The organism is Cognatiyoonia sp. IB215182, from assembly GCF_033963905.1.
Classification (GTDB): domain Bacteria; phylum Pseudomonadota; class Alphaproteobacteria; order Rhodobacterales; family Rhodobacteraceae; genus Yoonia.
The window spans coordinates 1-22,191 of sequence record NZ_JAXBMB010000009.1; the positions used below are offsets into that span (position 1 = coordinate 1).

Here is a 22,191-nt window from a genome sequence, read left to right on the forward strand (position 1 = left end):
GTTTTGCGAGGAGAGTGACACTTCTGCTTTGCTCATGGGTGACATTATCGCTTTGCAGCTACACAAAAGGGTGCGATAAGTGCCCTTATGTTAAATTTTGGCGTCCACTGAGGTTACGACCACGAAAGGCCTTCAGGCCCCTTTTAAAACAGGGTTTAAACGCGGCGTGAAAGCATCATTGAAGCCGCCAAAGACCAAAAACAGGCCTCCGGAACTGGGACGTTGGGCGCCCAGTTCGGGTTTTGCGTCCCAGATAGCGATTAATCTATTGAATTCAGTCGGTTGGCGTTCCGGACGTCAATTCTTACCGATCCTAAACTGGGACGCAATTTTCGTCCTTTGCGCCTAGAAGAGCTCAGAGACCGATCACCAAATCCCAAGCGGGCTGGTTAACAGATTCTCAACTTCCGACCGATACCCAAGGCGTCCGGGGGTTTCGAGTTGAGGTGCGGTTGTATGATCGTTGAAGAGTTGCGCAGGCGTTCATGAAAGAAAGAAGATCTCGTGCGAGCAAAGAGCCGTCGGACCTTGGTAAGCTCGCCAATACAGAGCGGTTTGTCGCCGCATCGTTGAGCGCCGCCAATGTGGCCATGTGGAACATTTGCCCCGAGACCGGCGAGACCTGGTTCAGTGATGAGTGGTATACCAACCTTGGGTATGAGGTTGGCGCCTTCACGCCCTCTTTTGATGTGTTTTTGGAGATGATGCATCCTGACGATAGGCCGCAGACCGTTGCAGCCTTTCAGGCGCACGTAGACGGCCGAACTGAGGTTTATCGTGCAGATTTTCGATTGCGTTGTGCAAATGGCAGTTGGCGCTGGATTGGGGCTTCAGGCGCTAAGACCGAACGCGCGCGCGAAGGGCTTCCATACTTGATCTGCGGGATGCAGCTGGACATTAGCTGGCGAAAGGAAGCCGAACAGGAACTCGCCCGAGCGGCACGGGAAGCAGAAGAAGCCAAAGAACGATTGACAGTTCTGGCCAACAACTCACCGGCTTCACTGTTTGAATTCAGGATCTGTGCGGATGGATCGGTGACGTTCCCCTATATCACCGCCGGTGTGCTCGAATTGCTCGCTGTCGAAGAGCAGGATGTGAATTTGGATGGCGCGGAGATTTTTCGTAACATCCACGAAGACGATCTGCCGGACGTCCAAGCCGCAATTGACCTCTCCATGCGGGAACTGTCCCCTTTTCATCAACGTTATCGCGTTAAGCTGAAGGGCGGCGGGGTGCGTTGGATCCGTGCGAACTCTTTGCCGAAGCGGCTGGAGGACGGAGGCACGACGTGGTTTGGTTCGATCTATGATGTAACCAAAGAAGTTGAACGCGAGGATGCGTTGGCAAGCGCGCGGGATGCCGCACTCGCGCTTGAGGCCCAGATGCGGGAATTGGCGCTGGTTGACGGCCTGACGGGGCTGCCCAACCGCAGATCCTTCGACACACATATCAAGGTCCGGCAATCGGAGAGCCCTAAAGTGTCCGGTACGCCTGCGGCTGTGCTGATCCGGGTCGATTTGGATCGTTTTAAGAACGTCAACGACACGTTGGGCCACGAGGCTGGTGATGCCGTACTCTGTCACGTCTCCAACTTGCTCAGAGAGGCGACAGCCTGTAACGGACTTGCCGCTCGAACTGGCGGAGACGAGTTCTCGATTGTCTTGCGCAACGGGCTTTCCGTTGAAGACGCCAAAGGCGTCGTTGGCAAGATACAGACAGGGTTGCGTGATCCGTTTCTTTTTGAAGGAAAGATATGTCGATTTGGCGCAAGTTTTGGGATTGCGACGACAGAAAACGGTTCGATTGGATCTGGAGACCTGATGTCGTTTGCAGATGCCGCTCTGTATCGTGCCAAACAGCGCGGTAGAAATCGCCTTGAAGTCTTTGACAACTCGCTCCACCGGAGCATTATCGACGCCAGGCGCTTAGCTGGCCAGATCGAGGCCGGGATTGAGAAGAAAGAGTTTGTTCCATTTTTCCAGCCACAGGTATGCGCGAAAACCGGTGAGTTAACTGGGCTTGAAGTGCTCGCTCGGTGGCAATCAAACGACCATGGCTTGTTGACACCAAACCGCTTTTTGCCTGTTGCAGAACAGATCAGGGTCGCTTCATTGATCGATAGAGCGATGGTCGAAGGAGTGAACCAACTCGTTGCAGATTGGCAATCAAAGGGCTTCCATCCTGAAAAACTGAGTTTCAATGTTAGTGCTGAACGGCTGCAGGAGAGTGATATCGTAGCCGCAGTCAAAGGCCTCCAGCAGGCTGGCGTAACGGTTTCGTTTGAGTTGCTGGAATCCATCCTTCTCGAGGAACAGGACGAGCCCGTAAGGCTCAATCTTGATCTGATGAAGGATAACGGTATCCAAATCGAAGTGGACGATTTTGGGTCGGGTCATGCGTCAATCCTCGGTCTGTTGGAGATCAAGCCTGACACTCTAAAAATCGACACGCGACTGACGCAAAACGTCGTGGAAGATGCTGCATCGCGTGATCTGATCGGGTCGGTTGTGGGCATTGCGCGCACCCTTGGTATCAAAACGATAGCCGAAGGTGTGGAGACGCAATCACAGATGAACATCTTGAAAGATCTGGGCTGCGACCAGATCCAGGGTTACCTCCTTTCTGAGCCCATGAGTGCAGATGACGTTTTGTCATGGGTTATCGCGTACGATGAAATGAAGGCCTATCGGTCCGCGTAAGACTTGAGTCTGGACGAGCTTTGAGAGGCAGCTCACAGCTGTGCGCACCGATGTCGACTCTTAGCCCCAAACTGGACATTGCTTGTAGGGCCGTAACCGACTGTCACTGATTTGGACAGCAGAGCTGCACTACAGGCTCTTTTCAAATCGCCATACCTCCAAAGGGAACGTGCCCGCTGAGGTGTCCAGGTCGACAACTTGTTTGCCCGCGTTAACCCACCCCGACTTTTCATAGAAGCGTGCAGCCCTTTCGTTCCCGACAGCACAAGCGAGCCAGGCGGTATGGTGACCGTTCGAATGAATGCGGCTCTCTGCTTCGCTCATCAGTGATTGTGCTACACCCAAACCACGCGCATGCTGCGAGACATACATCTGGTAGACTTCATTCTCTTTAACCATGCAGAACCCCAGAACGACATCATCGCCAACCGCAACGTACGTGTCAGCGACGTTCTGAAGTGCGCGTTCTTTGAAGCTCGCCCTTGTGCGCAGGTCCCGTAGACTGGGTGGTACGATTTCGGCATGAGCTTCATGCCACCCAGCCTCCCAAATCGAAAAAATCTGTTCAATGTGGGTTTCTGTTGCCGACCCGACAAAGTGTTTCATGAGCTAATGCTATGTTCCCGGGGCTCTTTGAACAACTGCCCTCATCGACCCGCCTATTGCATCAGGGGGCCTCGACCAATTGACTGGAGCCAGCCCAAGGCCCGTTATTGGATCGGGATGCTAGAGCGAGCGGGTAGCGGACAAACCTGACATCAACTGCAATGCCATGAATGAGCGGAATACGCTCAAATCAGTCTTATCTTCCCTCTGAACAGGGTCGAGTTGTAAAATCTTCATCCACTGAAAGGCGGGAAAAAGTCCCGTCCAGCCAGATTTCTACCGATTTGAATTGAGCGTCATCACCGGCGATGTCGGCTTTCACAGCTACGTACATCGACTGTCGATCATCGCCGAGATCATCGCGTCGCAGTATGCCGCTGCTATTGTTCATCTCCGGCGACAGATCCTTCTCAAGGCCCACGGAACCTTGGCTCACAAAGAGATCGCGCAGGACGATGTTGTCTTCATCAATTGCCAGAGTAAAGTAGACCTTTGGACGCCACCAACTCTTCGATTCAGTGACTAAAAACTGCGTCTGATCAAAACTACAACCACTGAGATAGGTCTTTCCGAACTGAAACTCTTGCGCCCGGGTTTCAGTGTAGTCTGAAAGGTTGACCCAAAAACTACCCCGCGCCTCAGAGATAAGTTCATCGCCAATCGCGGCTACCGGCAAGATCGACAGAGAAACAAGTGATATCAGGATTTGAAGTTTTTTCACGAGGTAGTCTCTAGTCTCTGACAGTATTGCCCCATTCGGTCTTCTCCCGACATTCGTCAAGGCAGTGCCGTTCTCAACAGTAACCAGACAATCATCGAGATCGCAATATCAGTCGTTTTGGGCTCAAAGTTGACGTTCGTAGAGAATAGCCTTTCGCCGAGCGGTGCGCGCAAGCGGCCTAGTCGTCCAACAAGACCAGATTGTCGTCATCCAGCGGGCGCTGCAGACGAAGAGCTTCTTGCGATGGCAAATTCAGCCATTGATCAACCTGCGCTGTGCTCGTCAGAATCACGGGCATGGCTTTGGGATGAAAAGGCGCGACTACCACATTGGCGTCTGTCGTCAGGAAAGCAAATATGTCCGTCGTCACCTCGCCCTCTTTGACCTTCCGAACACTTGTCCAGTTCGTCCAGATCCCCGCGAAGAAGGCCATCGGACGCTCAGTTGATAATGCGAACCACCTCAGGCCGTGTCCGCGCTGGAACTCAGAAAATGCGTTGAAGGGCACGACACAGCGGCTTTGTGGTCCCATCCAGCGTCTCCAATGCTGCGAGCTGGTGTTTCGAACGTTTGTAACGCCTCGGTCGTGGTTCTTACCTTCCAGATACTTCGGAGGCGTCGGCATCCCCCAACGCATCTTCTTCATCACCAGATCGCCGTTTCGGCGCAGAATGACTGGTGCTGGGTTGTCGGGGTAGATATCGCCCGATGCCAGGTTGCCGGTTTCATCGAGAAGCTTTGGGAAAACGGCACGCATAGCCGCTTGGGCTGTCGTCATCGAATACAGATTACACATTAAACTCTAAACTGACCTAGGATACTCGCTACTCACTGCACGCTCCAGGTACCATCGCATGGAGCCCTTCGTTCCGCAAACCTTGCATTGGAAGCTCTTTTCCAGCGTGTAGAGCGGCGTCATCTCACGGTACTTGGCATGCAACTGGTGGGGTGCGATCCGGTAGTCTTTGCCGCAGTAGCGGCACACGACGACCATGACATCACGCGCTGTCAGGTCGCGGACTCTCGTGTTGAATTTTAAACCCAGCGTCAATGGTTCATAAGGCACAAGGAGAACATAAGAAGAACATCATTGTGCTGGCAAGCTGTTCTCTTCGCAGTTGCCCCTAAGTCATACAGATAACGACGTCGAGGGCTTCGCGAACGCCTAAAGCAGTGCTTTAGGTTTCAATTGTGTGGCTCCACCAAATCACCTTGCCACGAAAGACTAGTCGGTTTTGATCCTTGCCAGCAAAAGCGTCGGGCGGGTTGTTCGCGTGGTTCTCTGAAAACAAGATGATTTGCTTCATGTCAGGGCGTTCGACCCATTTAACGGAAGTCTCACCATCGACGTCGACCACGTAGATTTTTGCGCGGCGTTGTCCTTTCTTTCCGCGCGGGGTGACGGGAGGGGGGCGATGTGTTGCGTCAAGCACTAGCACATCACCCTCCCGAATAAGTGGTGCCATGCTGTTATCTGGAGCAAAAAACATACGAGCGTCTTGAGGCGCAATACCTCGCTTGGCAAACCAATCCCGACGAAATGCGTAGCTCATTGCCAACTGATCATCTTTGGCTCGCACTTTTGCACCGGAAAAAGCATCGATACCAAGATAAGGAACTATCGCGTAGGTGTCGCCCTCGATGATCGTGTGTTTGGCGTCTCCGGTTTCCCGTGGAATTCCAAAGTATGCTTCGAGGCCCAGATACTCATAAAGAGCGGCGATCCTATCAGCGCTCGGCACTCGTCCCGCCCGAATATCTCGTATTAGTCCATCATGACCGACAACTGCGATTGATGCTTGACGCGCAGATATCCCCTTCGCCTGAAGAGCGGAGTTGATGGTGTCCAACATATTGTCGTTGAACAGTTTGGATTTCTCTTCGCTAAGAATCATATCGGAAGAATTCATATCGCGGTGGTAAGATAAACGCATCTTAAAATATCGCGATAAGATAATTGTGTCTTGACCATATGAGGCATATGTATCTTAATGCGTTTATGAGCAGCGATATTCAAAAAAACATGATTGTTCTTAGTGAGCGCTATGGCGCGCATCAGAACTTAAGTCATTGGCGGGTGTCATTTCTGTCCCGAGGGGATGGCCAGTTCTTTTCTCGACTGAAGAATGGTAGCGGCTGCACGCTCAAGACTGCATCGCAGGTACTACAGTGGTTCGATGACAACTGGCCAGGCGATCTAGAATGGCCGTCTGAAATCCCTCGTCCGAGTGTCGAGCGAGTTATCAAATGATGGATCTCCGCCGTCGCATAGCGCTCTGGTTGTGTCCAGAGTTAGCCAAGCCAAAGACGGAAAGTACGTCGAGCAACTCCGCTATCGCTTTGGTCGATTTGGATTCCACAGCACTCATCGCGTTGGCTGAGTTGTACTCAGATTACACAGGTCGGTCACTGTCGACGATCTCCAACTATGCCCAGAATGACAGCAGACTGTTTCGCCGTCTACAAACTGGCAAGGGCTGCACTTTAGATACGACGATCAGGGTCGTTCAGTGGCTTTCAGACAACTGGCCTGATCAAGACCTTGAATGGCCATCAAGTATCCCCCGTCCAACCCCTACCAACACATCGCAGGCGGCGACTCCATGACTGGTAGGGGTTTGGATGCAGTCGAGATAGCACGCAAAGCCTGCGAATGCATGCTTGAAGAACAGCGCTTAGCGTTTGCCACTGAACTGTTGAACGCAGCGACATCGCATAGTTCTCGGCTTCAGTTGAGATGCGCCGAGACGGTGGCACGTGCAGCGCGTCTGGCGATTGAGCGGGACGCAGAATTGCGGCGGGCTGCATCATGATCCGTCGCATCCTTTATGCCATTGCCGAACCTTTGTCGTGGGAGGTCAGGCTCGTCGGCATGTGCTTTGCCGTGTGGATCATCTACGCGCTGTTGCTGGTGGTCTTCCGGCTATGAACACCCCACATCGACAGCCCATTAGACCGTTTAGGGCCTTCGCGGAGGCATCAGGAGACTGATGAAACCGGTGAAGGAGATCAAGGTCGTCGACATATCGCTTGATGAGATTGAAGTCGGCAATCGTATCCGGATGGTTTCACCCAGCGCAGTCAACGTCATTGCCATGTCCATTGAAGATTTGGCGGTGCTGACTGACCCAATCCATGTCCGCAAGATCAAGAATGGCTATCGCTTGATAGATGGCGCGCACCGCGTCGCCGCTGTAAAAAAACTTGGGTGGTCCTCGGTTCCGACGAAGGTATGGCAATGCACTGCGGATCAAGCTGAGCTGATGGAAAGCGATGCCAATATCTCCACGACACACCTTCCACCCCTAGAGCTGGCCGTCAGCCTCGCTGCCCGCAAGAAAACCTATGAAAAACTGCATCCGGAAACCCGTCGTGGTCATGCAGGAGCAGCGGCGCGTTGGTCTCACAAAGTGCAAACGACAGAAATGTCGTTTGCATCATGGATGGCAGACTTACATGGCGTTACGAAGCGCCATATCGAGCGGATTATCTCCGCCGGGGACCAGCTGACGAGCGACCAAATACGTTGGCTGCGAAACGCACCGAAGCAAGTCACCATGGCCGATCTCCAGACCCTGGCAAAGACTGGCGACGATAGCCAGCGATCCAAGGTCTGCATTGCGCTGAACAATGGTGAAGCCAAAAGCGCTGCGGCCGCCATCAAGCGACTGCGCGCGCCTTCTGAAACACCCGATAAAGACCCCGTTGAACAGGCGTTCACATCTCTGCGGCGCGCTTGGGATCGCGCTCCAAAGGCAGCACGCAAGCGTTTCCTGAGCCACCATGCGTCTGACATCTACGACTTTCTGATTGCGGAGGGCATGATCCAGTGAGTGTCACCCCGGTCCAGGAATGGTGGAGCGCCGCTGAGATCGCGGAGGCGCGGCTACCTGACATGCCGACGACAAAGCGTCGGATAAACGATATGGCCGCTCGCTTGCGGTGGGGCGAGGATCTCCACCGCGCGCGCCGCCGGGCAGGTCGGGGCGGCGGTTGGGAGTACCACTGGACGTTGCTACCATCGCGTGCCCAGGGGCTGCTCTTGGCACAGCTGAAGAACAAGCCAAAATCCGCAGCCACACGTCCGGAGCGCGATGAGGCCTGGACGTGGTACGATCAATTACCAAACAAGCCAAAAGCAGAGGCGGCGCGGCGCCTCGCCATTCTGCAGAAGGTTGATGCTTTCGAGGCTGGCGGGTCTACTCGGCGCCTGGCGGTCGTCGACGTAGCTCAGATCAGCGGCGTGGCGCCACGCACGATCTGGAACTGGCTCGATCTGGTGTCCGGTGTTCGCGCCGATGATCGGTTGCCATATCTCGCCCCACGTCACCGCACCGGCAAAAGCTCCAAGCGGGCCACCGCCATCGACCCCCGCTTTGGCGACTTGCTCAAAGCGGACTTCCTGCGCCCTGAACAACCGTCGTTCAAGTCGGTCTATGACCGCTGCGTGCGGATCGCCGCAAAAGAAGGCCTCGACGTTGTTCCGGTACACACTGCGCAGCGCTGGATCAAACGCGCCGTCTCGCCAACAGCATTGGTTTATGCCCGCAAAGGCTATGAGGCGCTCAAGCGCATGCGCCCGGCTCAGAGCCGCGACAAGACGGCGATGCATGCACTTGAGGGCGTGAATGGCGACTTTCATCGTTTCGATGTCTTTGTGCGCTTTCCAGCAAGCTCTGACGGTCAGCCGGAAGAGGTGATCAGGCCGCAGATGTGCGCCTTTCAGGACATCCATTCCGGCATGATCCTGTCGTACCGGATCGACCGCACGCCCAACAGCCATTGCGTGCAACTCACTATCGGCGATCTGATCGAGAAATGGGGCATCCCTGAACATGTATTGCTCGATAATGGCCGCGAGTTTGCTGCCAAGCTGATCACTGGCGGGAGCAAGACCCGCTACCGGTTCAAGGTGAAAGAGGATGATCCGTCCGGGCTCTTGACCAGCCTTGGCTGCGAAATCCACTGGGCGCTGCCCTATAGCGGCCAATCCAAACCCATCGAACGCGCTTTCCGCGACATGTGTGACCGGATCGCCAAGCACCCGGCCTTTGCCGGGGCCTATACCGGCAACCGGCCTGACGCGCAGCCGGAGAATTACGGCGAGAAGGCAATCCCGTTGGATCTGTTCAAGACCATCCTTGATGAAGAGATCGCGGCACACAATGCACGTCCAGATCGGCGCTCCGAAGTTGCTTATGGCCGCAGCTTTCAGAGCGTGTTCGAGGAAAGCTATGCGCAGGCACCAATTCGGAAGGCCACGGCCGAACAACGCCGCCTCTGGCTGATGGGAGCGGAAGGTATCCGCACCAACAGCACGACCGGCCAGATCAATTTCATGGGCAACCGTTATTGGGCGGACTGGATGAGTGAGATCACTGGTCAGAAAGTGGTCGTCCGGTTTGATCGGCAGGCGCTCTGGGAGGGCGTGCATGTCTACAGCACCGCAGACGCCTATCTCGGATTTGCCCCCTGCATGATCAAGGCCGGGTTTTTCGACATGGATGATGCCCGCGCCACCGCGAAAGCGAAGAAAGCCTGGGCAAAAGCGCGCAAGGCAGAACTGGACGCCTATCGCCGCCTGACCGCAAGCGATGTTGCGGCGGCACTCGAAGACACGGCGCCCCAGCCTGTCGATGTGCCGATTGAGGCCAAGGTTGTCCGCCCACTCTTTGATGCGCCGAAGACGCCCGCTCCGGCTCCCGCCAGCGACGAGGTCGCCGCCGTGCAGTCCGCGCTGGTTGCCGATCTCGATACGGCGCGCTTCACGAAGCGCTCCGAGCAGGAGGAAGAGGACAGCCGCGACACGTTTATCCGGGCGCGGGATCTCGAGCAGCGACAGGCCTCTGGCGCACCACTCACGAAACAACAGCAGGTCTGGCTCGCCGGGTACCAGACCACCGCTGAATACAGGACCTGGTCGGGCATGGTGGAGGATTTCGGGGAAGACGTCCTCTCCAAATAAAAAACCGCCGCTGAGCGGGAACTCAAGCGACGGCAGAAGCAAAAAGGTATCGCAATGATGAACGAAGAACAGCCACATAGCAACAGCGTCGCTCCCCTGCGCAATGTCGCGGCCCTGGTTGAGCTGGTGGACCGGGTCCAGAACCGCTCATTTAATCTGCCGGGAATGGCCACGTTTTACGGGCCGAGCGGGTTTGGGAAGACCTTTGCGGCGATCCATACGACCAACCGCTTCCAGGCCGTGTCCATCCAGGTCAAATCAACCTGGACGCAGAAGAAACTGTGTCAGGCAATCCTGACCGAAATCGGTATCTCGCACCCGAAGACTGTCAGCGACATGGTGGACGACATCAGTCAGCACCTTGCGGTCCATGATCAGCCACTCCTGATCGATGAGGCGGACTTCCTTGTGCAACGCAAGATGGTCGAGATCGTCCGTGATATCCATGAAGGGTCCGGTGCGCCGGTGATCCTGATCGGCGAGGAGCAACTGCCCCAGAAGCTGCGCGAATGGGAACGCGTGCATGGCAGAATGCTGGATTGGGTTGCCGCTGAACCCGGCGACATGAGCGACGTCAAACACCTTGCAAGGCTTTATGTGCCCGGCATCAAGATCGCCGAAGAGGTGCTTGATGTGCTGCTGAAGGCCTCTCACGGCTCGATCCGCCGGATCCGCGTCAATCTCGATCATGTCCTCGAACTCGCCAAGAAGAAGGGGCTCAGAGAGGTCAAAGCCGACGACTGGGGGCGCCGAACGTTCTTCACCGGCACTGCGCCCACGCCCCGGAAGGCTGTCTGATGGCGGCAACCAAAGCGTTTTTCGAGCGTCTTGAGCTGCGTTGCATCCCGGCTGTGCTTGGCATGGACGCCTTCAGCTATTTCGACCTCGCTGCGGCCGTCCATACCGACACAAACCGGGTGCAGGTCATTGTCAAAGCATGGGAACGCAATGGCCTCACCAAAAGCCTGGGCAAAGGGAAAAAGAATAGGCTGCACTATCAGTTGACGGCAACCGGTCGTCAGGCGCTGATGAACCGGCTGACACCGCCGACGCAGTCGCCAAGAGCCAATATGTGGACGGCGATGCGTCAACTCAAAGAGTTCACGCCGCGTGATGTCGCCCTGACCGCGTCCACGAAAGAGGTCGAGATCAGCATTGATGATGCAAGGGCCTTTTGCCGGTTCCTGCTGAAAGGTGATGAACCCTATCTGCGTGTCCGCAGAAAGGCGATCCCGCATGAACAGGAGGCCGCCTATCAGCTGATCCGCAATACCGGCCGTTCTCACCCGCGCGAGGTCCGTGTCCGCGCGACCTATGACGACAATCTGGGCACATTCACCCATCTGCCGGAGCCGACGTGATGGGAGACCGTCTCAGGATCGCGCAGGACGCATGGACCGTCGACATGCCGGAATGGGTGTTGCAGCTCGCAAAGGCCTGCGACCGCTCTTCGCAGAACAAGGTTGCCAGGAAGCTTGGCTATAACGGGGCGGTTGTCAGCCAAGTCCTGCGCAACCGCTACCCAGGCAACATGGTGAATGTCCAACATCGTGTCGAAGGCATTCTGATGGGCACCACGCTGATCTGCCCTGCCTTGGGCGAACTGCCCATCCATGAATGTCAGCTCTGGAGACAGAAGTCCCGGATTTTCTCCAACGCAAACCACCAGCGGGTGATGATGTATCGCGCTTGCAAACGCTGTCCGAACAACCGGGAGGACGGCGCATGACCCATCGGAAAAGCGCCGCTGTCGACCGGTTCACACAGGATGAGATCATCAGTCTTGCCGCAAATGCAGTCACGAAGGTCGATCTCCTGGGCGAGCGGGGTGCAACCCTCTGCACCCAGAACGAAATCATCGCCTTGACCGTCCTCGTTGCGGCCAGCGGCAGCATACCGCCGTTGTCAGAACGGACGCCGCCAAAGAACCCAAATCTCACACCCAAAGGAATGAAGTCATGACGTCCCTGAGTGCCGAACCCCAACACTTTGACATGCCGGATGGCCGCCACGAGCTGTACGGGGAAACCTACATGAAGGACGCCAAGGGTCGCCTGCAGCCAATTGCGACGATCAAGCCCCAGCACCTGCTTCAGGATGACACGGTCCGCAAGATCATCGGCTATGCGGTGCCTCTGTCCGATCAGGTCAGTCGGTTCAAGGAACATACCTTCGACGACATCGGCGCACTGGAGGCGCTGCTCGCGCAGGAATACGAAGCCAGGCTTGGCGGAAAGAGGGGCAACATGACCCTGATGACTGTCGATGCACTCTTCCGGGTCCAGGTGCAGGTCTCTGATTATGTCGATTTTGGCCCCGAATTGCAGACGGCCAAAAGCCTGCTGGATGAATGCCTGAATGAATGGGCAGCCGAAGCTGGCCCTGAACTGCGCAGCATCGTGACCAACGCCTTCAACACAGACAAGGAAGGCAAGATCAACCGGTCCGAGATCTTCATGCTCCTGCGCCAGAACATCGACGATCCGCGCTGGGTGCGTGCGATGGATGCTGTGCGTGATGCCATGCGGGTGGTCGGCTCAAAGACCTATGTCCGTTGCTACCGCCGCGACAGCCATGATGCCGCTTGGCAGGCGATCACCATTGATCTGGCAAAGGCGTAATCGATGAACACTTACGGAACCAAATGGCCAGAGTGCATTTCCAATACCCGGTGGGGCGGCGGTACGCGCTGGCTCCGGGCGCTCCTGATTGCCGGTCTCGCACTCACACCAGCGGGAGCGCGCGCGGATTGTGACGGGCATCCTGACCGGATCTCTGCTCTGCTGGGATCGCACCACTTGCACGCCATTGCTCCGCTAAACGAGCGCAATCCCGGGGCGTTTCTGACGTGGAATTGTGGGGAGGTGGATGTCACCGCAGGTGCCTACGAAAATAGTTACGAGAATGTCTCCGTTGCCGCCATGGTGACGTATCCCGTCGTTGTGAAGCCCTGGCTTGAAATGGGTCCTTTTGCGGGGGTGGCGCGATATCCGGAATATGCCGATTGGCAAGTCGTTCATTACGGTGATCTTGTCCCGATTGGTGGCTTTCAGATCAGAGTTGCGAATGCCTTTATGAAGGTCATGCCGGGAGATATGGAGACTGTCACGGCAGTCCTGGCGTTCGGACTGACCTTTCAGATCGGGGCAAAGGACTGATGGTCACGCGCGGCGGTCAGCAAACGCAAGGCATGGCATCATGACCCGTGCTTTGCAGAAGCTGATCCATGTCGGTTGCCGTGAACTGGGGCTTGATGCTGATGGCCGCCGGGCGCTGCAGCTGGCAGCGACGGGCAAGTCCAGCATGTCGGATATGACCGAGACTGAACTGACACTGGTGCTGGACCGGCTGAAAGCGGACGGGTTTCGCGTCAAGCGTTCCGGTCGTCGCCCCGCCGCTCCGCGCAAGGACCTCAAGCTCATCCATGTGCTTTGGCGCAAGCTTGGCGATGCCGGTGCCCTGAAACGCCCCGGCCGAGATGGCCTGAACGCGTTTATTCGGTCTAGTTTCGCGCAGAGCTGGGGCGTTGTTCCGGCTGATGTCGATATGCTGCGCGACCACGACAAGATCGCGGCTGTCATCAGCGCCCTGATGGCCTGGGGCAAGCGCGAAAACATCGACTTTGATTTCTCGCGGTACCGTGCATGAAGCGCAGCCGCATCAATATCACTGATCACGCGATCCTGCGCTATATCGAGCGCGTGATGGAGATCGATGTGGATGCGGTCCGATCCAGCATTGCTGCGACAATTGCGGTCGCGGATGAACACCCAACCTGCATTGCTGTTACCAAGGACGGATTTCGCTATGTCCTGGTGGGTGACACGCTTGTCACCATCCGCCGCATCACGCGGGCGGCAGGCCACAAGTCCAAGGCAAAGTGGCCGTCGTCCTGATGAAAGACAGCGTGCGTCCCATTGCTCAGGTTGAGCCCTTTGTACGAGTCCTCGGTGTAGATCTGGCCATCGAGTTCCTGCTGACCTTTGGCGGCGCGCAGTTAACCATATCCCGTAACCCACGTCCGCATTCACGGCTTGTGAAACTGGTGGGGATCGACAAGACCATAGCGCTTGCTGAGGCCTGTGAACATCTGCCAAGCCGGATCCCGACGGCGAAGCCGTGGATTGCCGCCGTCTGGAAAAGCCGAGGCGTGCCGATTGATGAGATCGCGCGCAGACTGCACACGAGCGATGTGACGGTCCGTACGATGCTCAAAAAGCAGGGTGCCTGGAAAGGCCAGATGCCCCCCCACAAGCCACTCAAAGAGGACCGGCAGCTGCGTCTGCTCTGAAACCACGCAAGGGCTTGCGTGGTTAAGATCTCCCAAAAATCAGCATGATGACCAGCACGCGCGCAACGTCAGGCGCACTTTCTGCAGAGGCTCATCATGAAATTCCTGTGTCACAAATTGCAAGGCGTCCCGTTCAATCTGGCACGCCACCGCCGTGGCAAGATCACACCCATCATTGTGGTCATTCATGACACGGGCAGTTCACTCGGCCATGGCAATGCCGCCCGGTATCTAGAGGACAACAGCGCCAAAACATCAGTTCACTTCATCATCGAGCGTAACGGTGGCGTGGAACAACAGGTGCCCACCAATGTCGGTGCGAACCATGCGGGCCGGTCCCACTACCACGGCCTCGACGGCGCGAACGACTTCTCCATTGGCATTGAGCTCGTCAATGCGGGCCGCATGACCAAGGGCGCGCGGCCCAACACGGCGCGTGCATGGTTCAAGACGGAGTTCGACATCGCGGAATACGGCATCCAGTTCATCAAGACACCCGAGCATGGCGCGGCATGGTGGATGGATTACACGACTGAACAGCTTGATGCGCTGATGCATCTGCTCGAGGCGCTCTTTGATTATGTGCCGACCCTCAAGGACATCGTCACCCATTGGTACATCTCGCCAGGGCGCAAGGTCGACACGAACCCGCTATTTCCCCTGGAGAGCATCAAGGCCCGGATTCTCGGCCGGGACGATCCGGTTGCAGATGAGGCGGATGATCTGTCCGAGCTATCACCGGAAGATGACGATCTGGTGCAGATCGCGGTGCCCGGCGATCACCTCAACATGCGGCGCTGGCCGTCCTTCAATCCCAATGTGATCACCCAGATCCCCGACGAAGTTGTGGTCCCGGTCATCCGGCAGGGCATCTTCGACGGTCGCTGCTGGTTCAAGGTCCAGTATGCGGGCCAGGAGGGGTGGGTTGTGGCGAACTACACGAGCGCCGTCACGACAACATCAGCAGGCTTTCAACGGGTCGTTTAACGGCTCCTTTAACACCCAAAAAGAGAGGCAGATATGCAGGCTTTCCTCACACCCGAACTCATCAACGCGCTCCTCGCGCTCACCAGTGTCGCCGTTACCGGCTTTGTCGGTTGGCTTGCGCCAGCGCTACGGGCTCGCTGGGGCATTGATCTGGATGCGCGTGCCCGTGAGACTCTGCATTCTGCTCTGAACACCGGCGCGCATCTGGCATGGTCTCGTGTCAGCAACCGGATTGATCCGCCAGACATGAATGAACTTATCCGGATCCTTCTGGCGCATGTGGCGGGCGAAGGGGCCGGTCAGGCGGTGCATCGCCTGAATGTCTCCCAATCCGCGCTGCGGAGCCTTGCTGAAGCAAAGCTGATGGAAGTGGGCACCAACCTGGCGCTGCAACTTCCACTTCCGGGCGCAGATCGGCAGGACTGAAAACGTGGACGTGATTAACGCTATCGAAACGACACGGCTCGTCTTCACCCTTGTTGTGTCCATCGTCACGGCCATGGTTGGCGCGGTTCTTTGGACGCGCCGCTCTGTCCGTGCCGTTGCTGCCGAAGAGGTCAGCGACGTCGCCACAGCACAAGAGGCCAGCGAGGAGAAGATCGACGCACTTGATGACGACATGCGCCGCAACGCGCGCAAGATCGAGAGCCTCGAGCGCCAGATGGGTGATGTCCAGAACAGCCTGGAAAACATGGGCAGTGCCATGCGGACGATGCCCACCCGCGACGACATCCACAATCTCACGCTGGCGATGCAGCGCAGCGAAGGCAATATCGAACGTCTCGACGCCAAGTTTGAAGAACGCCTGAAACCCATCGCGTCGATCATGGAGCGCATGCAGGAGTTGCTGATGCGCGGAAGCAAGGACTAACCGATGGATATGGACCAGATCATCCGTGAGGATGCGCGCCTGATTGTGCTGAAGGCGCTTGCGGCCGAGGACACGGAAACGCTCAATAGCGGCAACCTGTTGCCCATCGTCAAGAGCTTCGGGATCCGCAAGGACCGCGCGTGGCTGCATGGCGAGCTGGACTACCTCAAGGACATGGGTGCCATCACGCTGATCGAGGCCAACAGTGTCAAGGTAGCCATCCTGACGGAAAAGGGTCACCGGCATCTGATGCGCGAGATCCAGATTGAAGGCGTGAAGCGACCTTCCCGCCCTGGAGGTTGAGATGGGACGGGGCCGCCTTTCCGCCTTTGACACTATGCCATCGCAGGCGGACGCGATCATTGCCTGGGCAGCGTCCGAGCTGTCCAGTCGTGATCGGACACAGACCGACATCTACGAGGAGTTCGTGACAAAGTGCGAGCAGCTCATGAAGGAGCATCGTGGTGAGCTGGAGTTCTGCATTCCCAGTTTCTCTGCGTTCAATCGCTACAGCCTCAGACAGGCCCGGCTGACACGTCTCCGCAGCCAGACCCGTGACATCGTTGCGGCGATCTCTGAAACCTTCGATGCCAAGGAGAGTGATGATCTGACGATCATTACCGCCGAGACGATCAAGTCGCTTGTGCTGCATTTGATCGCCGAAGGTGGCGAAAAAATGCTGCCCAAAGAGCTCATGCAGCTCTCATCCGCCGTGCGGCAAATCTCACAAGCGCAAAACATATCAACGGATCGTCGCATCAAGCACGAAAAACAGTACACCAAGCAAGTTTCTGACGCAGTCGACGCCGTCGCCAAAGTCAAAGGCATGACCGTAGAAACCGCCGAGCTGGTCAAGGCCAAGATCCTTGGCGTTGAGATTTGATGTCGGTAGCTCACGCAGCGATATACAGACCGTACCGACCAAGTAACGGGACGGAAGGTGAAATCTTCCAGGCGGAGTGGTGCGCAAAATGTGCGGCTTTCAACGTCGATGATCCTGACCGAACCTGCAGTATCAATCTGCGAGCGATGGCACATCGGATCGATGATCCAGAGTATCCCGGAGAATGGCAGTTCTCCAACGGCGGCGTCCCGATCTGCTCTGCATTTACAGAGACCTTGCCCGTTGAGCCACGCTGTGACCTCACGATTGACATGTTCCAAGCCAGCGAGCTGCAGGATGACTGAGCTCCTGACCAAAGAGCAATGGGAAGAGCAGCGCCGCCTGGCCACGGCCGTCATGCCCGATGTCATTGATCAGGTCGGCCTGCCTGCCGTGTTGCTGCCTTATCAGCAGCGCGCGGTGTCGTTGCTAGACAGTACCGCCACGCAAGTCCTCTTCATCGAAAAGTCCCGCCGGATTGGGCTGACGTGGGGGCTGGCCGCCTATGCGGTGCTTCGGGCCGGGAAACAAAGGGCGGCCGACGGCATGGATGTCATGTACATCTCCTATAGCCGCGACATGACGCGCGAGTTCATTGATGCCTGCGCGATGTGGGCACGGGCCTTCTCGATTGCGGCATTGGCCGAGGAGGAGCTGCTCTTCGAGCAGGGTGATGACAAGGGCGACAAGGCCATCCAGGCCTTCCGTATTCCCTTCGCCTCCGGCTTTGAGATCATGGCGCTCAGCTCTGCACCACGTGGCCTGCGTGGCAAGCAGGGTGTCGTGATCATCGACGAGGCCGCCTTTGTCGACAGCCTGGACACGCTGATTGAGGCGGCGATGGCATTCCTGATGTGGGGCGGGCAGGTTGTCGTCTGCTCCACCCATTACGGCGTCGACAATGACTTCAATCTGGCCATTCAGGACGTGCTGGCTGGACGGGCGCCCGGCGATCACATGCGGATCGATCTGGACCAGGCCTTGGAACAAGGGCTCTTCGAACGCATTTGCCTGGTGAAAGGCGATCCCTGGACGCCGGAAGCGGAAGCTACATGGCGACAAAGCATCATCGACTTCTACAAGGACAGCGCGGATCAGGAGCTCTTTTGTGTCCCCAGTGCCTCGTCCGGGACATGGCTGCCGTCACCGCTGATTGAAGCGCGGATGACAATGGATCGCCCAATCATCCGGCTCGATCTGCCTGACGACTTCCTGCATCGCAGCCATCTTGAACAGCGCTCCCTTGTCGCCCCGTTCATGGAGGAGATCGAGGAGGCGCTTGGTGCACTGGATATGGACCTGCGCTATGCGCTTGGCTTTGACGTCGGCCGCATCGCTGACCTGTCCGTCGTGCCGTTGCTCGCCATCGATCAGAAGCTCAATCGCTTTGAGGCGCTCTGTCTTGAGATGCGCAAGGTGCCCTATGCGGAGCAACAGGCGGCGGTTGATTTGGTCCTGCAGCATGTCCAGGCGCGCCTTGTTGGGGCCGCCATCGATGCGACCGGCATTGGCGACATGATTGCGGAGAACCTCGGTCGCAAGTTTGGCATCCGCGAAGACGAAGAGGGGTCCGGTCTCGTCTGGTCGATCAAGCTCAGCCAGGACTGGTACCGGATCAACATGCCGCCTCTGAAGGCCGCGTTTGAGGAAGACACACTTGCGCTCATTCCCGATGATGATCACGTCTCCGATCTGCGGGTTGTGAAGATCATTCGCGGCATTCCACGCGTGCCGGACACCCGCGAAGGCGACAAGGGCAAGACGCGGCACGGGGATTTTGCGATTGGTCTTGCCCTGGCGCATTTTGCCTCACGGATGCGCTGGGTCGAATACGGCTATCGCGGTGTCAAACCGCAAGATCCACCGCCCGACGGCAGCCGCAAGCTGCAGCAGCGTGTGAACACACAAACAGACACGAAACGCCGCAACTGGTGGGACAGCCCGCTGGGTGCTGGTTTGCGGGGCGGTATCTGATGATGTGCCGCACCGCAGAGGGTCAAGAGCTACGGGAACAGCTCTCAACACGGGGACACCTTCTGCAATGCCCCGCCGACCAGGGAAAACATATGGCCGCCTCTGTCCCGAGCGGGAAAGGAGAGGCTAAGGCGAGTCTCTCCACGATGTCAAAGGTACGAGACGCAAGATGACCCGCAAACCAGCACTTGTTGATCAATACGGACGCCCGGTCCAGCGCCGCGAACTGCGCAAGGAGCAGGCGGCGGCAACACTTGGTGGCGTGCGGTCGCCTTTGACGACCTATCCGGGCGACGGTCTCAATCCGGTACGGCTTGCCAATATCCTGCGCGCGGCAGATCGGGGTGATCCTGTCCAGTATCTGGAACTTGCGGAGACCATTGAAGAACGTGATCCGCATTATCTGGGTGTCCTGGGTACCCGCCGTCGATCCGTCAGCCAGATCGATATCACGGTTGAAGCGGCGAGCGACGATCCATTGGATGTCACCCGCGCCGAACTTGTAAGGGACTGGCTCAAGCGTGACGAATTGCAAAGCGAGCTCTTCGACATCCTGGACACAATCGGCAAGGGCTACAGCCTGACCGAGATCATGTGGGATACGTCCGAAGGGCAATGGCAGCCCGCGTATCTGGAATATCGGGATCCGCGTTGGTTCCGGTTTGATCGTGTCAGCCTGAAGCGCCCGATGATGCTCGATGAAAACGGCCAGGAGCAGGAACTGCCCGGATTCAAGTTCATCTTCGCAAACATCAAGGCCAAGTCCGGCCTGCCACTGCGATCCGGATTGGCGCGCGTCGCCACCTGGGGTTGGATGTTCAAGGCATTCACCCAGCGCGACTGGGCGATCTTCACGCAAACCTATGGGCAGCCACTAAGGGTTGGCAAATGGGGGGCGGGCGCATCAGAGGATGACAAGGACACGCTTTTTAATGCCGTTGCCAACATCGCGGGTGATTGCGCAGCCATCATTCCCGAGAGCATGTCGATTGATTTCGTTGAGACGAGCAATGTCAGCGCGTCGTCCTCGCTCTATCTGGATCGCGCGGAATATCTCGACAAGCAGATCTCCAAGGCGGTCATCGGTCAGACCGCCACCACCGATGCCGAAACCGGCGGCTTGGGATCCGGTAAAGAGCATCGCGAGGTGCAGGAAGACATCGAGACGGCCGACGCGAAAGATCTGAGCGCCGTCATCAACCGCGATCTGGTGCGTCCATGGATGCAGCTCGAATTTGGGCGTCTGCAGCACTATCCACGGATCATCATCGCACGGCCGGAACAGGAAGACCTGCAACGCGAGTCCGAAATCCTGGTCAAATTGACCGCTGGTGGCCTCCGGGTGAAGGCATCTCAGGTCTATGACAGGTTTGGCTGGGAAGAACCCGGTCCCAAGGACGCGATTTTTGGTCAAAACCCGCAAAATCCGCCTGCCGAACGGCAATCGCTGAATGCGAGGTCGAGCGATGAAGTTTTTAAACACCTGAGCGCGATTTTTAAACGGGTACAAACGCCGCGACGGGAATTTCCGGGGAAGACTGCCCGTCAGACCGAGGAGGCGCTGAGCGAGGCGCTGAGCGAGGCAGAGGATTTGACCGTTTTGGCGGATCGCCTTGCTGACGCCGGAAATCCCGGGATGCGGGCCATGTTGGCACAGATCGAAGGTATGCTGGAGGTGGCCTCAAGCTTCGAAGAGTTCCGCGAAATGCTCTTGGCCGGATTTGACGGTGTTGATGCCCAAGAGCTGGAGCAAGTGATCGCGGATGCGATGACAGCGGCGCATGCGGGCGGGTATCTCTCTGGCGCTGATGTCAGCGATGGGTGAGCCGCATGACTGAACCGCTGCGCGCGACGTTTCGGAAGCCATTTAACGCCCAATTAACAGCGTTGCGGATCCGCATGCTGGATCTGGTGCCCACATCGGCCTGGGATGATCTTTTACGCGGCGAACACGACCGCGCCTTTGTCGTTGCGGGTGCGACGAAGGCGGATCTGCTCACCGATCTGGCCGAAGCCGTTGAGAAAGCCATCGCGCAAGGCACCACGTTCGAGACGTTTAAGAAGGACTTTCGCGACATCGTTGAGAGACGCGGCTGGCATGGCTGGACGGGCGAGGGCACGCGGCGGGGCGAAGAATGGCGCATGCGCGTCATCTATCAGACCAACCTGCGTACCTCTTACATGTCCGGTCGCTATGCCCAGCTCGTGAATGGCAATTATCCGTTCTGGGTCTATCGCCATGGTGGATCGCTTGAGCCGCGTCCCCAGCATCTTGCCTGGGACGGATTGATCCTGCCATCTGACCATCCGTTCTGGGCGACGCATTTCCCACCCAATGGCTGGGGCTGTTCCTGTCGCGTCTTTGGGGCCCGGTCGCGCGAAGGCGCACGACGGCTGGGAGGAAAGCCGGAGCTACAGCTTGAGGATGGATGGGACACCATCGAACCCAGAACAGGTACACCTCCCGGCCTCGACAAAGGCTGGGACTACGCACCAGGTGCCAGCATCGCCGATTTGGTCAACAGCTTGGCGCGCAAGTTCGAGCAATGGCCGGATCCGGTCGGCCGCGCGTTTCTGGCATCGCTGCCGGACGATCTCCGCGACTTGTTTGAAGCCGCGCTTCGCCAGAGTGGGGGCAATTCATGATCACTGTTGAACTCGATGCCGCTGAGCTTGATCGCGTGCTGCGCCAGCTTGCGGTTGGTCTGTCCGATATGTCGGATCTGATGAATGATCTGGGTAATTACATGCTTGTGGCGCATCAGGACCGTGTGCAGCGTGGCGAACAGCCCGATGGCCAGCCATTCGCGCTGCGCAGTGAAACGACCATTGATCGCTATATTGCTGATGACTTGCCTTTTGGTCAGCCCCTTAATCAGTCTGGCACTATGCGCCAGCAAATGGCGTACAACTATGGATCCGATTACGTCGCGATGGGCTCCAATGCGATCCAGGCGGCGGTCATGCATTTCGGAGCGGAGAAGGGGAGCCTCGGATCTGGTGCCCCGTGGGGCGACATCCCGGCGCGGCCGTTCATCGGGCTATCAGATCAGGACGAGAGTGAGATGATGGGCGTGAGCATCGAGTGGCTGGATGGGTTGGCCAGCTAACTCGGCAAGACACCCGGTGAAAAGGATTGACGGTCGCCAATGAGGGGGCAAAGTCCCTTCAAGACTCTGGATATAGGATCATGC

Annotated in this window: 27 protein-coding genes; 23 read left to right on the forward strand and 4 right to left on the reverse strand. The window is 57.2% G+C overall.

The genetic code is table 11. The features are described from left to right. Window positions 1–485 precede the first annotated feature (485 nt). Window positions 486–2,699, forward strand: coding sequence for an EAL domain-containing protein (locus SLH47_RS18290; protein ID WP_320241488.1), 2,214 nt, complete (start codon window positions 486–488; stop codon window positions 2,697–2,699). A 129-nt stretch (window positions 2,700–2,828) separates the two neighbouring features. On the opposite strand, the gene SLH47_RS18295 is transcribed toward SLH47_RS18290, so the two are convergent. The 4 genes from SLH47_RS18295 to SLH47_RS18310 all read right to left on the reverse strand — a co-directional run bounded on the left by SLH47_RS18295 (window position 2,829) and on the right by SLH47_RS18310 (window position 5,960). Continuing rightward, a complete protein-coding gene (locus SLH47_RS18295; RefSeq protein WP_320241490.1) occupies window positions 2,829–3,305 on the reverse strand; it encodes a GNAT family N-acetyltransferase in 477 nt (158 codons plus the stop codon). 196 nt (window positions 3,306–3,501) lie between these two features. Continuing rightward, complete coding sequence (locus SLH47_RS18300) at window positions 3,502–4,026, reverse strand: hypothetical protein (RefSeq protein ID WP_320241492.1); 525 nt, start codon at window positions 4,024–4,026, stop codon at window positions 3,502–3,504. Between the two features lie 178 nt (window positions 4,027–4,204). After that, entirely contained in the window at window positions 4,205–4,822 is a 618-nt protein-coding gene (locus SLH47_RS18305) for an SOS response-associated peptidase (protein ID WP_320241494.1), read from the reverse strand. A 382-nt stretch (window positions 4,823–5,204) separates the two neighbouring features. Beyond that, window positions 5,205–5,960 carry a helix-turn-helix transcriptional regulator gene (locus SLH47_RS18310; protein ID WP_320241496.1) on the reverse strand — a complete coding sequence of 252 codons (756 nt, stop codon included), beginning with the start codon at window positions 5,958–5,960 and terminating at the stop codon, window positions 5,205–5,207. 65 nt (window positions 5,961–6,025) lie between these two features. On the opposite strand from SLH47_RS18310, the gene SLH47_RS18315 reads away from it, so the two are divergent. From SLH47_RS18315 to SLH47_RS18420, 22 genes are all read left to right on the forward strand, one after another. Beyond that, entirely contained in the window at window positions 6,026–6,277 is a 252-nt protein-coding gene (locus SLH47_RS18315; protein ID WP_320241498.1) for a hypothetical protein, read from the forward strand. Between the two features lie 739 nt (window positions 6,278–7,016). Next, on the forward strand, window positions 7,017–7,859 hold the full coding sequence (locus tag SLH47_RS18320; protein ID WP_320241499.1) for a ParB/RepB/Spo0J family partition protein: 843 nt from the start codon (window positions 7,017–7,019) through the stop codon (window positions 7,857–7,859). Beyond that, a complete protein-coding gene (locus SLH47_RS18325; protein ID WP_320241501.1) occupies window positions 7,856–9,991 on the forward strand; it encodes a transposase domain-containing protein in 2,136 nt (711 codons plus the stop codon). Before SLH47_RS18320 ends, SLH47_RS18325 begins: the two co-directional genes overlap by 4 nt. Window positions 9,992–10,048: 57 nt before the next feature. Continuing rightward, window positions 10,049–10,789 (forward strand): ATP-binding protein, encoded by a 741-nt coding sequence (locus SLH47_RS18330; RefSeq protein ID WP_320241502.1) that lies wholly within the window; start codon window positions 10,049–10,051, stop codon window positions 10,787–10,789. Continuing rightward, window positions 10,789–11,352 carry a hypothetical protein gene (locus SLH47_RS18335; RefSeq protein WP_320241503.1) on the forward strand — a complete coding sequence of 188 codons (564 nt, stop codon included), beginning with the start codon at window positions 10,789–10,791 and terminating at the stop codon, window positions 11,350–11,352. Before SLH47_RS18330 ends, SLH47_RS18335 begins: the two co-directional genes overlap by 1 nt. Then, entirely contained in the window at window positions 11,352–11,720 is a 369-nt protein-coding gene (locus tag SLH47_RS18340; RefSeq protein ID WP_320241504.1) for a hypothetical protein, read from the forward strand. Before SLH47_RS18335 ends, SLH47_RS18340 begins: the two co-directional genes overlap by 1 nt. After that, on the forward strand, window positions 11,717–11,953 hold the full coding sequence (locus SLH47_RS18345; RefSeq protein WP_320241506.1) for a hypothetical protein: 237 nt from the start codon (window positions 11,717–11,719) through the stop codon (window positions 11,951–11,953). Before SLH47_RS18340 ends, SLH47_RS18345 begins: the two co-directional genes overlap by 4 nt. Next, a complete protein-coding gene (locus tag SLH47_RS18350; RefSeq protein ID WP_320241507.1) occupies window positions 11,950–12,612 on the forward strand; it encodes a DUF3164 family protein in 663 nt (220 codons plus the stop codon). Before SLH47_RS18345 ends, SLH47_RS18350 begins: the two co-directional genes overlap by 4 nt. A gap of 3 nt (window positions 12,613–12,615) precedes the next feature. Next, window positions 12,616–13,149 (forward strand): hypothetical protein, encoded by a 534-nt coding sequence (locus SLH47_RS18355; protein WP_320241509.1) that lies wholly within the window; start codon window positions 12,616–12,618, stop codon window positions 13,147–13,149. A gap of 40 nt (window positions 13,150–13,189) precedes the next feature. After that, window positions 13,190–13,639: a regulatory protein GemA gene (locus tag SLH47_RS18360; RefSeq protein ID WP_320241510.1), complete on the forward strand. Its 450-nt coding sequence runs from the start codon at window positions 13,190–13,192 to the stop codon at window positions 13,637–13,639. Further along, a complete protein-coding gene (locus tag SLH47_RS18365) occupies window positions 13,636–13,887 on the forward strand; it encodes a hypothetical protein (RefSeq protein WP_320241511.1) in 252 nt (83 codons plus the stop codon). Before SLH47_RS18360 ends, SLH47_RS18365 begins: the two co-directional genes overlap by 4 nt. Continuing rightward, entirely contained in the window at window positions 13,887–14,282 is a 396-nt protein-coding gene (locus SLH47_RS18370) for a helix-turn-helix domain-containing protein (RefSeq protein ID WP_320241512.1), read from the forward strand. Before SLH47_RS18365 ends, SLH47_RS18370 begins: the two co-directional genes overlap by 1 nt. Window positions 14,283–14,378: 96 nt before the next feature. Then, the gene (locus SLH47_RS18375; RefSeq protein WP_320241513.1) at window positions 14,379–15,269 is read left to right on the forward strand and encodes an N-acetylmuramoyl-L-alanine amidase; all 891 of its coding nucleotides are present in this window, start codon (window positions 14,379–14,381) and stop codon (window positions 15,267–15,269) included. A gap of 33 nt (window positions 15,270–15,302) precedes the next feature. Next, the gene (locus SLH47_RS18380; RefSeq protein ID WP_320241514.1) at window positions 15,303–15,695 is read left to right on the forward strand and encodes a hypothetical protein; all 393 of its coding nucleotides are present in this window, start codon (window positions 15,303–15,305) and stop codon (window positions 15,693–15,695) included. A 4-nt stretch (window positions 15,696–15,699) separates the two neighbouring features. Beyond that, on the forward strand, window positions 15,700–16,140 hold the full coding sequence (locus tag SLH47_RS18385; RefSeq protein WP_320241516.1) for a hypothetical protein: 441 nt from the start codon (window positions 15,700–15,702) through the stop codon (window positions 16,138–16,140). Window positions 16,141–16,143: 3 nt separating this feature from the next. After that, on the forward strand, window positions 16,144–16,443 hold the full coding sequence (locus SLH47_RS18390; protein WP_320241518.1) for a hypothetical protein: 300 nt from the start codon (window positions 16,144–16,146) through the stop codon (window positions 16,441–16,443). A 1-nt stretch (window position 16,444) separates the two neighbouring features. Next, window positions 16,445–17,023, forward strand: a complete 579-nt coding sequence (locus tag SLH47_RS18395; protein WP_320241520.1) for a DUF3486 family protein — start codon at window positions 16,445–16,447, stop codon at window positions 17,021–17,023. Between the two features lie 146 nt (window positions 17,024–17,169). Continuing rightward, entirely contained in the window at window positions 17,170–17,328 is a 159-nt protein-coding gene (locus SLH47_RS18400) for a hypothetical protein (RefSeq protein WP_320241522.1), read from the forward strand. Beyond that, window positions 17,321–18,997 (forward strand): hypothetical protein, encoded by a 1,677-nt coding sequence (locus tag SLH47_RS18405; protein ID WP_320241524.1) that lies wholly within the window; start codon window positions 17,321–17,323, stop codon window positions 18,995–18,997. The genes SLH47_RS18400 and SLH47_RS18405 overlap by 8 nt, the downstream gene beginning before the upstream one ends. 169 nt (window positions 18,998–19,166) lie before the next feature. Next, window positions 19,167–20,822, forward strand: a complete 1,656-nt coding sequence (locus SLH47_RS18410) for a DUF935 domain-containing protein (protein WP_320241526.1) — start codon at window positions 19,167–19,169, stop codon at window positions 20,820–20,822. A 5-nt stretch (window positions 20,823–20,827) separates the two neighbouring features. Beyond that, complete coding sequence (locus SLH47_RS18415; protein WP_320241528.1) at window positions 20,828–21,643, forward strand: phage minor head protein; 816 nt, start codon at window positions 20,828–20,830, stop codon at window positions 21,641–21,643. Further along, window positions 21,640–22,107, forward strand: a complete 468-nt coding sequence (locus SLH47_RS18420; protein WP_320241530.1) for a phage virion morphogenesis protein — start codon at window positions 21,640–21,642, stop codon at window positions 22,105–22,107. Before SLH47_RS18415 ends, SLH47_RS18420 begins: the two co-directional genes overlap by 4 nt. Window positions 22,108–22,191: the final 84 nt, after the last annotated feature.